At 59.3% G+C, this 11,275-nt stretch carries 7 protein-coding genes; 3 read left to right on the top strand and 4 right to left on the bottom strand.

The genetic code is table 11. From position 1 onward, the window contains the following. Nucleotides 1–43 precede the first annotated feature (43 nt). From E7T06_RS08175 to E7T06_RS08165, 3 genes are read left to right on the top strand one after another with little or no spacing between them, the layout of a single operon-like run. Nucleotides 44–1,528: a radical SAM protein gene (locus tag E7T06_RS08175; RefSeq protein ID WP_136365342.1), complete on the top strand. Its 1,485-nt coding sequence runs from the start codon at nucleotides 44–46 to the stop codon at nucleotides 1,526–1,528. After that, the gene (locus E7T06_RS08170; RefSeq protein WP_136365341.1) at nucleotides 1,525–2,538 is read left to right on the top strand and encodes a ketoacyl-ACP synthase III; all 1,014 of its coding nucleotides are present in this window, start codon (nucleotides 1,525–1,527) and stop codon (nucleotides 2,536–2,538) included. The genes E7T06_RS08175 and E7T06_RS08170 overlap by 4 nt, the downstream gene beginning before the upstream one ends. 15 nt (nucleotides 2,539–2,553) lie before the next feature. Then, on the top strand, nucleotides 2,554–2,889 hold the full coding sequence (locus tag E7T06_RS08165; RefSeq protein ID WP_136365340.1) for an acyl carrier protein: 336 nt from the start codon (nucleotides 2,554–2,556) through the stop codon (nucleotides 2,887–2,889). 73 nt (nucleotides 2,890–2,962) lie between these two features. Here the strand turns inward: E7T06_RS08165 and E7T06_RS08160 are convergent, their stop codons facing one another. The 4 genes from E7T06_RS08160 to E7T06_RS21705 all read right to left on the bottom strand — a co-directional run bounded on the left by E7T06_RS08160 (nucleotide 2,963) and on the right by E7T06_RS21705 (nucleotide 10,783). Continuing rightward, the gene (locus tag E7T06_RS08160; protein ID WP_136365339.1) at nucleotides 2,963–3,481 is read right to left on the bottom strand and encodes a hypothetical protein; all 519 of its coding nucleotides are present in this window, start codon (nucleotides 3,479–3,481) and stop codon (nucleotides 2,963–2,965) included. Nucleotides 3,482–3,560: 79 nt separating this feature from the next. Next, nucleotides 3,561–6,845, bottom strand: coding sequence for an EAL domain-containing protein (locus E7T06_RS08155; RefSeq protein WP_136365338.1), 3,285 nt, complete (start codon nucleotides 6,843–6,845; stop codon nucleotides 3,561–3,563). A 142-nt stretch (nucleotides 6,846–6,987) separates the two neighbouring features. Beyond that, nucleotides 6,988–8,877 (bottom strand): HD domain-containing phosphohydrolase, encoded by a 1,890-nt coding sequence (locus E7T06_RS08150; RefSeq protein ID WP_346763193.1) that lies wholly within the window; start codon nucleotides 8,875–8,877, stop codon nucleotides 6,988–6,990. A gap of 931 nt (nucleotides 8,878–9,808) precedes the next feature. Next, nucleotides 9,809–10,783: a S8 family serine peptidase gene (locus E7T06_RS21705; RefSeq protein WP_276605566.1), complete on the bottom strand. Its 975-nt coding sequence runs from the start codon at nucleotides 10,781–10,783 to the stop codon at nucleotides 9,809–9,811. Nucleotides 10,784–11,275: the final 492 nt, after the last annotated feature.

The raw sequence follows: 11,275 nt of genomic DNA, 5'->3' as shown, positions 1-11,275 counted from the left end.
TACTTACCACTGACAGTCTGCGTTCCTTGCGCGAGGTTCCCCCATGACCCGACTCGACCTGACCACGCCCGCCGCCGCCCGCCACTTTTTTGAAAGCAAGTTGAGGCAGCGGCAGGTGAACAAGGTGCTGCACAGCTTTCCCTCGCCCCGCTTCTGGAAGGGCGGCACGGGTACGCCGCTGGACGGCCGCCCGCCCGGTTCCGACGCCCCCAGCTGTGAGCTGTATGTGGCCCTGCCGTTTTGTCTCACCACCGAACCAGCCCACTGCGGCTACTGTCTGTTTCCCACCGAGGCGTACAGCAATCAAGATCAACTCGACGTGTATCTGGATTTCCTTGCCCGCGAAGGCGAACTGTACCGGGAACGCTGGACGGAGTTGCAGCCCCGTTCCATTTTTATTGGCGGTGGCACGCCCAATTTGTTGAAGGCCCACCAATACCCGCGCTTACTCAGCCTGATTCATGACCTGCTGCCCGCCCTGCCCGCCGCAACCCCAGTCACGCTGGAAGGCATTCCGCAACTGTTCAGCCGAGAAAAATTGGAGGTGATGCAGGCGCACGGCGTGACGCGCGTCAGTATGGGAGCGCAGCAACTCGACCACCAACTGAGCCTGCTGAGCGGGCGCAAACAGCAGCCCAAGCATGTGTTTCAGGCGGTGGAATGGGCGGCAGAATTGGGATTGGGTTGCAACGTAGACCTGATTTTTGGCTGGCCCCAGCAAACGCTGACGCACCTAGAGCGCGACCTGCGCGACCTGATGGCGTCGGGCGTGGAACACATCACCCACTACGAACTGAACGTGGGCGGCGCAACCGACTTTGCCCTGAACCGCCGCGAAGAGTTGCCGGGGCCAGAACTGGTGCGCGAGATGTACCTTCTGGCCCGTGAATTGCTGACAGCGGGCAGCTACGAACAATTGACGCCGTATGACTTTCAGAAAAAGCAGAGCCAAGAAGCGGGCTTCATCTACGAGGAATGCCGCCGCACCTTCGATGCCCACGATGTGTGGGGCTGGGGCTACGCAGCCATTTCGGACTTTCCAGATCATCACAGCCCAGATCATCACAGCCCGGATGACAGCCCCGAACAAATTGGACAGAACGGCGGTTCCACCTTCATGAACGCCCGCACCCTCACGGCCTATTACGCTGCGCTGGACGCGGGCCACTTGCCCACTGAAGTCGGCTACACCCGTACTCCGGCAGATTTACGGCTCTCGCTGCTGTTCCGCAACCTGCAATCCCTGAGCGTAGACCGCGCCAGCTACCGCGCCAATTTTGGGCGAGATGTGCTGGAAGACTTCCCCGGCATTTGGCAAGCCGCCGCCGAATTGGGTTTCGTGACTATCCAAGACGCCGCCATTCGCCTGACGCCCGAAGGAGCCTACCGCGTGCCACTGATTCAAACCGCGCTGATGCAGGGGCGGGTGGAAGAACTGACCGAAGCGCATTTCGCGTCCATGAAGAGACCTGCCCTCATTCAGTCTCAGCCGACGCCTCCTGTCCCCCTTCCGGTCGCTCCCTCATGATACCCGTCCGCCTCGAGGCTGTGGCGGTGCATCTGCCCCAGCACATAGAAACCAACGCCGATCTGCACGCCCAATTTCCTGATTGGAACGTGCTGGAAGCGGCCAAGCATACGGGGGTAGAGCGGCGCCATATCAGCGCTCCCAGTGAAACTGCGCTCGATTTGGCCGAAGCCGCCTGCCGCAAGCTGTTTGCCGATCAGCCCGAACTCCCTCCCCGCCTTGACACCATCATCTTCTGCACCCAAACGCCCGATCACCGCCTGCCTGCCAACGCCTGCTTGCTGCACGGGCGGCTGGAATTGCCCCTGTATGTCGCCGCTTTCGACGTGAACCTGGCTTGCTCCGGCTTTACCTACAGCCTGATTTTGGCCTCCAGCTTGATTGCGTCGGGCGCGGCCCACGACGTGCTGATCGTGACTGCCGATACCTACACCAAGCTGATCAGCCCCCAAGACCGCTCGACCCGCCTGTTGTTTGGTGACGGCGCGGCGGCCACGTGGGTCACTGCGGGAGACGACACCTCTTATATTTTGGGGTCGGCGTGGGGTACCGATGGCAGTTTGCAAGACGCTTTTTGCGTACCTGGCGGCGCGGCCCGCCTCCCCACGCCGCCCGAACCCTTGCCTGAAGTGACTGACGGCCCCAACACCCGCACCCGCGACCAGATCCATATGAACGGCAAAACGATGCTGGGATTTACTTACCGAATGGTGCCGCCCCACCTTCAAGGTTTGATGGCCGCGCACAATGTCTCCACCGATGACGTGCGGCTGTTCCTATTTCATCAGGCCTCACACCTGGTGCTGGACGGCCTGCGCTCCCGGCTGAACTTGCCCCTAGAGCGGATGCCGCGCACACTGGCCACCACAGGCAATACCGTATCGGCGTCCATTCCTATTCTGCTGCATAGCATGCTGCACGGCCCGCATGATCTTAGACGCGGCGATCTCCTTGTGCTCAGCGGCTTCGGCGCAGGCTTGTCTTGGGCCAGCGTGCTGCTGCGGTACTAATACCGGAGGAACAACATGACCCTGACCCATGATTGGACAGCCCTGAATCACAACAAAGCCAAAGGCCAACTGTTCGCCGCCCTTACACCACTGCCTGCTCCCGAGCGGTTGGACACGCTGACCCACTACATTGAGCAGCAAGTGACGTGGATTCGGCAGCAAGGCGGCATCGAAACCGACCTCACTGCCAACCGCAGTTTCCTAGCCATCGGCTTCGATTCGTTGATGAGCGTGGAACTCCTCTACAGCCTGCAACGCGATCTGGGGCGCGACATCGACCCAGTGGCGCTGGAACAGGACACCATCGACGATTTGGCGCAGACCATTCTGGCTGAAGTGTTTCCGGAGTGAAGCCAACGAAGGAGGCCGCCTTTAGAGAATAGAGGCGGCCTCCTTCGTTGGGGGAATTCAGTTCACGTTAAGCTCAGACGAACTGTCCACCGTGACGGGTCACAGCGGCTTCCAACACATCGCTGGGAATGCTGTCGTCTACGGCAATGGCGCGGCCACCGCTCTCTACGGTGCTGTTCATACGCTCGTAGTGGTCATCGTTCACGTCCGAAACATGGTGAACGACGTCCTCGCCGCCGGTGTAGCCCGCCGATGCGCCGCCCACTGCGCCCACGCCCGAACCCAGCGCCGCAGCGCCCAAAATCACTGGCACAGCGGCCAGTCCACCTGTGAGGGCAACGGCGGCGACTCCGGCCACAGCACCGACGACAGCGCCGATACCCGTGCCCTTGACTGCGCCTTCGCCGGCTTCGTCAGGGTTGCCGCGCACTTCCACGACTTCGGTCGTGGTCTGCGTGCCAGAGGTAGTTGCGGCGCTAGACGTGCGGTTCACGCGGGACTCGCCCAATTCTTCACGGATGACGCCCTGAGAACGGAGGTCTTGAACGAAGGCGTCGGCTTGAGCCACGGTAGGAAATAAAAGGTGTTTCATGGGTTACATTCTGAAAGCGCCTGGCTGAAGCACTGTGAGAGACACACCAACACCCGTTAGGGTGCCAGCCACACAGCCTTTAGGCTTCTGGGGATGGGCTTGACGAATCGGCTTGGGCCGCTCCCAACCACTGCGCTGCAAATTCACCGGGCAGCAGCGGCCTAGAAAACAAGTACCCTTGTCCCAGCGGGCAGCCCAGGTGCAGCAGGTGGCTGCGGTGCAGTTCAGTTTCTATGCCCTCGGCAACCACGCCCGCGCCCAACGCCTGAGCCAACAGCACCACTGTTTTCACTACGCTGGCGCTCACAGCGTCTTCTCCGAGGCGGGCAATAAAGGCCCGGTCAATTTTCAACACGTCTACCGGAAAACGGTGCAAGAAGGCCAAACTGGAATGCCCAGTGCCGAAATCGTCGATCTGCACGCGCACACCCAAGGCCCGCAGGCCGGCGAGCGTGCGCGCGGCCTCGTCCACATCCTCCACCAAAGCACTCTCGGTAATTTCCAAATTCAAGTGGGTGGCGGGCATGGCATGGACCTTCAGCGCCGCCTCCACCCGCTGCACGAAGCCTTCTTTCAAAAACTGCCGGGTAGACACGTTGACATTAAGGCTCATTTGGGACGCATTCCAGCTCTGGTAGAGGGCGCACGCGCGGTGCAAGACCCAGTCGCCTAGATCGGCAATCAAGTCCAATTCTTCAGCCAGTGGAATGAATTCGTCGGGCGGGATCAGGCCCAGTTGTGGGTGCTGCCAGCGCACCAAGGCCTCGGCGCTGTGAAGCCGCCCGGAAATCAGATTGACGATCGGTTGAAAGTGGAGTTGGAGTTGGCCTGCGCGGGCGGCGTGCGGGAGGTCGGCTTCCAGCTGCAACTGGCGCACGGCGCGGACGTGCATGCTGGGGTCAAAGGTGGCCACCGTGTGGCGGCGGTCCCGCTTGGCCCGGTACATGCTCAGATCGGCGTCGCGCAACACGTCGCCCGGTGTGGTGTGTCCTGCCCGCCCCGGCGCGATGCCGACGCTGACCGCCACCCGCAGGGTGTGGCCCGCCACCGCAAACGGCTCAGTCAGTGCCGCTTGCAACCTCGCGGCCGCACGTTTGGCTTCCATCAATCCGCCGTCTTGGGTCCCGCTTTCCGGGGTTCCCAGCAGCAGGACGGCAAATTCATCGCCGCCCAACCGTGCCACGAGGTCGCCTTGCCGCATGGTGCTCTGCAGCCGGTGGGCAAACGCCACCAACAGTTCGTCTCCTACCGCGTGCCCCAGACTGTCGTTGATGACCTTAAACCGGTCCATATCAAGGTACAGCACGGCGTAAGCGTGGTTGCCGCTGCGCTGGGCGGCCCGCAACACACTGCTGAGGCGCTCGAACAACAGGGCGCGGTTGGGCAGGTGGGTCAGCGGATCATGGGTGGCGGCCCAAGCCAGCCGTGCCTCGGCCCCTTGCCGCGCCGTAATGTCGCGTGAGGAAGTCAAGAACTGTCCGGGTGGGGCCTCTGGGCCGTCCGTGACCTGCTCAATGCGGCTGATGGTGGTTTCGAACCAGATGTAGCGCCCGTCTCGGTGCCGCAGCCGCCAGCGAATCGCCTCTCCGCCCGCCCGAAAAGCCCGCCGTATGTAGTAGCGGTCTTCGGGATGCACCAGCAACGCAGGCTTGTTTAGCACAGCGTCGGACGGGGCAAAACCCAGCAGCGGCGTAATGCTGGGGCTGACATAGATCAGGCGGCCACCCGGCTGATGCAGACAGACGAGGTCGCTGGTGTTCTCGGCGAGCAGCCGGTACAACACTTCCCGGTCTTTGACTTCGGCGTGCAGTGAGGCCCGCTCTAGGCTGTACTGCACGTACTCGCCCGCCGCTGTAATCAGCTCGGCGTCCCACGCCCGCAGTCTGCGCTCGCCCACGCTTTCTACGTTCAAGACGCCTACCACTTTCCCGTACAGGCACAGCGGCACACATACCTCAGAAGAAATGCCTTCCATCGCCTTTAGGGCTTCCGGATCTTGATCGATGTCCTCAATCCATGCCGCCTGCCCGGTTCGCGCCACTCTCCCCATGACGCCGCTTGCAATGGGCAGGCGTTCAATGACTTGCTCATAGCCCAGTTGGTGCTGCAACACCAACTCGTCCCCTTTGCGCAAATACACACTGACCTGCGGATATCCCAGCGTCTGGGCAATGCTTTCGTTGACGGCGCGGATGGTCTCCGGGAGGTCAAGGGGGCGGCTGACGGCCGTGCGAACCCGGTGCAGCAAATCCAGCGCCCGCCGCTGCTGCTCGGTGGCCGCATACAGCCGCTCGCGCTCTATGGCCCGCCCCAGCCACACGCCGAGCGCCTGCACTTGTCTCAAATCCTGCGGAGTCAGGCGCTGGGTGCTGGATTCCAAATTCAGCACGCCTACTATCCGTTCGCCGTCCAGCAGCGGCACGCACAGCTCACTGATCACGTCCGGGTGTTCCTCTACGTATTCCGGGTCTTGGTGAACATCGGGCAGCAGGGTTGACATACCGGTGCGGGCCACCCGTCCGGCCACACCCAAAGTTACTGGATAACTGAGCCCCCAAACTCCGCCACCCACATGTTGCTGAGGAACCAGCACGTTGCCGTCGAGGAGGGCAATCGTGGCGTGCTGTACGCCCAACAGTTCCGTGACCGTGCTGATAATTCGCTGGAACAAGTCTTCCAGATCCCGCGCCCCCGTGACCGCTGCGTGCGCCCGGTTCAGTAGATTCAGTTCTTTGTGTCCGGCCAGCAAGGTGGCGGCGGTATCCAGATGCTGCATCACCAGTGCCACTTGCGCCCCGCACCATTGGCCCAGCGTCAGGTCGGCTTCTAGCAGGGAGGCGTTCTGGCGGGCTTCTGTAGCAGTCCGCTGTGTATCAGGCCGGTCGAGCTGCAAGACGCCCCGCACCTCTCCGCTGACCAAGACAGGCACGATCAACACCTGCACGGCATAGTTTTTGGGATCGTCGGGCGTGCTGTACAGGCTCGTTGCTTGGTGGGCCAGCTCTAACATCGCCAACTGATCGGTGGGCAAATGGTCACCAAAAGCGGCGCGAAACCCACTCACCCACTGGCTGCGGTGCGCCGAGTTATACACCAGATCACGCGCCTCGAGGTTCAGGGCGTCCAGCAACTCCAGCGCGTGCCCAGTGGCGGCCAGCAGCCGGAATCTGCCGTCTGCCTCACGTCCGAACAGACGGCCAGTCAGCACGCCCGGCACAGCCTGCACCGATAGGGCCAACACCCGGCGGTACAGTTCTCGCGGCGTCGGCTCCCCCCGGACAGTTGTGGTCAACAGGTCATCGGCCAAGCCGACCGGCCCGCTTAGGCCAGCCAGATTGGTTGCAAACGCCAGTGGAATATCCATAGTGGGTTGCTGAGCCGCCCCTCTCAGACCTCTACTGTGCCTGAGCGTCTAGCACATATTTCTCACTGACCAGTTGATGTATTAGAACCACTGCCGTCCTGAACAATTGTTTTGAACAAAGATATGGTGTCGTGGTACCTCCTCACAGCGGCGACTGGTCTCCATCGGCGTTAATCCCCGGCTGGCCCTCACTCGGGCGCAAATGGAGTGCCGGATCCGTGGCATCCTCTGGAAAGCGGGCTGTCCCGATATGGATAGCAACAGTTGTTCCTGCAGCAGCCCGAACAGGTGCAAGGGCAGAGGTGCAGATGGCCTCGATTGTGGCGGCGTCAGGTGGCTGCACACCCAACAGAACGAACGTCGTGCTGCCTGTACGGTAGATACGGCTTCCCTCTGCAACATGTTGGGCCAACGCCGTCGCCATCAGCGGCATCACTACATCCGTACCCTCCTGCCCCAGCACAGTATTTTTTGCCAGGTGCAGATCGAAGGTCAGAGTCGCCAAGCTGAGCGGTTGTATGCCAGATTGGGCGGCCTGTATGGCCTCTGCCACAGCATGTTCTAGGGCGTGGCGGTTGCCCAGCCCGGTCTGCTGATCGGTGAGGGTCAGATGCTGAAGCTGCTGCGCCGTCCGCTCGGCTTCCTCACGGGCGGCTTGCAATTCGGTAGTACGCTCTATCAGCAGTTGCTCGAACACAGACAGCACCTGTGAGGCATCCTCCTCAGCCATTGGTAAGTCTTCCAAGAAGGCGGCTTCGCCGGGAAGATTGGCGTGCTGTCCGGCTTCCAATTGCTCGGCAGCGCTGAGTACGGTCAATGCGGCCTCCACCACAACGGGGTCGAAGTGCGCCCCAGCTTGCCGCCGAATCTCTGCCATAGCGTCCTGCGGAGTCCAAGCGGGTTTGTAAGGGCGGGCCTGGGTCAGGGCGTCGTACACGTCGGCCACGGCCACGATGCGCCCACTCAGCGGAATCTGGTCTTGCGACAAACCACGCGGATAGCCGGTGCCGTCCCAGCGTTCGTGGTGCGTCAGCGCGATTTCTTCGGCCAGCTGCAGCAGCTTGGAGCGCCCGCCCGATAAAATCCGTGCGCCGATCAAAGTATGGGTCTGCATCTGGTTGTATTCGGCAGCGTCTAACTTGCCCGATTTCAGCAGAATGCTGTCTGGAATACCAATTTTTCCCACGTCGTGCAGACGGGCCGCTACACCCAACACGCTGATCTGTGCTTCTTCCCAGCCCAGTGCCCGCGCAATCCGGCACGAAGTGCGTCCCACACGCCGGGTATGCTCGCCCGTGGTGTCATCGCGGTACTCGGCGGCCATGGCCAGCCGCGTCACGACCTCGTGTTGGGCGCGGGCCAAGTCGGAAGTCCGTTCCTGCACCAACTGTTCGGCGGTGCGGCGGGCCTCGTGTTCTACTTCCGTTCGCAGGCGGTACACATCCGCGTCGTGCCGGGCGCGTTCTACCTCAAACTGAATGGTCAGATTGCGCGTCTGCCGATCCCGCTCGGCATGAAAGAGTTCCCGCTCGATTTGCCTTAGCGCACGCAAATGCGCCACTGAACGGCCCAAGTCGCCCTGCTGCTCAAACAACGTCGCCAAAGATTCGTGCGCCGTCGCCTGCTCTTTAGGAGAACGGTTCTTTTCGGCCAGTTCCAGCGCCAACTGCAATTCCAGCAGCGCAGGCTCAAGTTCCCCGGCATTCAGATGCAGTCGGCCCAAATGCAGGCGGGCCTCCAGTTCGCCCTGCGTTGCACCGATAGCTATGGCAATGGCAAGCGCCTGTTGGTGCGAATCGCTGGCCTGATGTAGGTGGCCCGTCTGCTCGTAGAGAGAGCCGAGGCTATCTAAAGTAGATAGTTTCACCATAGCGAAATCTAAAGACGAACTGAGCCGTAATGCCAATTCAAGGTATTTTTTAGCGTCCAGATACTCATTTGATTCAAGCAGAAATGTTCCTAAATTCAAATAGGCAGTAGCCTGAAGTATACCGTCCTCGCTGGCCTCAGCAGCAATTTTTGCAGCGTACATAACTGTTACCGCAAGATCATTGTCCCCATTGAGATGATGTGCTCGTGCTAAATTCTGTAGAATTGAAGTTTCTGTCTTAAAATCTTTGAGGTAGTTCTTATAGATTTGATACGCACTTGAGAGAGATGTAATCGCTTGACTGTATTGTCCCAAGTTTGTTTGTATGTTTCCTATATTTATTAAACAGTTTGCCTGTCCAACATAATTATTTTCGTCCTCCCATAAATTTGACGCCTGTTGTAGCGAATCTAAAGCTTTTAGTGACGCGCCCGTGTAATGTTGTACACCTGCTAGTTGATTTAGTGCTGTTGCCTGTATCGATTTGGCGCGGCTTGAAATTTGGTTTTCTGATTTCGTGATTGCTGTTCGTAAATATGTTTCCGCTTCTTCCAACTGCCCTAAATTTAAGCTAGCCCGTCCCGCCAACCCTTCCGATTCAGCCTGCCCCAAATCGTCATTAGCGCTTTTGTATGCCCCAGCTGCTTTGACGAATGTTTCCAAGGCCCCCGATGTATCCGCTGTCTGGAGTTGAGCGCGGCCTAGCAGTAATAAAACCCGCGCTTGAAGCGCGATATTGTCGGCCTCGAAAGCGAGCTTACACGCAGCCTGTGCCCGTGCCAACGCCGTCTGAGGTTCTGTCTCCAGTAGCGCCAAAGCTTCTTCGTACAAAAGTTGTGTAGGAAGCTGTCCCGCAACCTCGTGGGGCTGTGCAGGAAGGTTTATGCTGTGGTCTGCTGGTTTGTTCACAGGAGCGGAGAGCCTCCAGAGCCAATAAGAAGTGCGGTAGATGGGATTCGGAGAGACTTCACGGCCACATCGAAGTTCAGAAGACAAGGTTGCCCATTTCTATGAACCCGAGCGTGGCCGTGAATTCGGCACCGATTGATTTGGGAGATCAGGCTGAAAAGCAAATGTTGGGGAAGTCTAAATACTATTTGACAACATTTTTGAGGAAGACTTCAAGATCAAGACGCCCTTTCTCGCCCAACATATCTTTGTAGGGCTGATTTGCACTGATGTTGTAGATGTTGAAGGCATTCCCAATCATCTTATCGGTCACGGCTCCAAGGGGCACACTCAAGGTTTGCCCTAACGCCAGTGCCAAACCGCCTGCGGCCATAGGCGCAGCCATAGATGTGCCGCTCCACGCGGCCATCATTCCGCCGGGAGCCGGGGCAGCAACTTTCTCGCCTGGAGCTACAAGCTCCAGAGTGTTGGCGTAGTTGGAAAACGTGGATTTGACGTCTTGAAGGTTGACGCTGCCCACGCTGACGGCATATGCGCCGTTGCCTTTGATATCGGCGTTGGTGGCGGGGTAAGTAATCTTGTTCAGATTGGCATTGCCAGCCGACGACACCACCAGAATGCCTCTAGCGGTTGCGCGGTTTACGGCGTCCTGCACGACTTTGGAGTCGTCCTCACTGCCGAGGCTCATGTTGATGATCTTCGCGCCTTTCGCTACTGCCCAGTCAACCGCCTGCGCCACCATCACTACGTCGCCAGACCCGTCTTGCCCCAGCACGCGCAGAGGCATGATTTTGGCTTTGGGTGCGATTTGCAAAACGATTCCGGCAACGTTGGTGCCGTGACCATAGCCACCCACGCCCAACGTGCCTTCTTCCTGTGGCACAGCGTCGGCGGCATAAAAGTCACGCCATGAGGCAGGGTCACTCAGCGATCCCTGAAAAGCAGGATGCTTCAGGTCTATTCCCGTATCAATAACGGCCACCGTGACGCCACCACCAAGATTAGGGGCCAACGCTTGGGCCTGTTGGAGACGAATCTTTTGCCAAAGGGTGGAGTTTTGAGGAAGGGGAGAGTAGGTACCACCGGCCCAGACACCTAGAGATCCACCAGCCCAGACGCCTAGAGATCCACCAGCCCAGACACCTAGAGATCCGCCCATTGTGGCTGTCATGCTTCCGCCACCGCTAAAGACGTCCCTGTTCGGCTCGATATATACCTTGCGGCTAGCTTGCGCCTCGAGGCTTTGCGCATGCAGTTGTGCAGTCTGAGGCGAAACCTGCCCCTGAGCCGTGTTACTGATGTTCATGCCCATCAGTGCCACACAAATTTCGGCAGCTGCCGCACCACAGTCAGCATTGTCCCAAGACAAAACTGTGCCACCCAACGTTTTTGCTAAGTCTTTAGGCGTGTCGCCAGATTCCAGTGGCACAGTAGCCACGTAATCGAACCGGGTGGGGGCGCTGGCCGCCGTGTCGGTTGTAGGGGCAGTGTTACAAGCTGTGAGGAGGGCGAAAGTTAAGACAGTAACAGTGGGCAATGTTCTACGTGGAGTCATAGGAAATCTCCTTAAGAGATCAGGGCAGGGCTAAAGTGGCCGCTGTGAGGATGAAATGAGTTTACAACTTTATACTGACATTTTTGTCACTTTTTT

The sequence above is a fragment of the Deinococcus sp. Arct2-2 genome (genome assembly GCF_004801315.1).
In the GTDB taxonomy this organism is placed as follows: Bacteria; Deinococcota; Deinococci; order Deinococcales; family Deinococcaceae; genus Deinococcus.
This window is presented reverse-complemented; position numbering and strand designations above follow the sequence as displayed.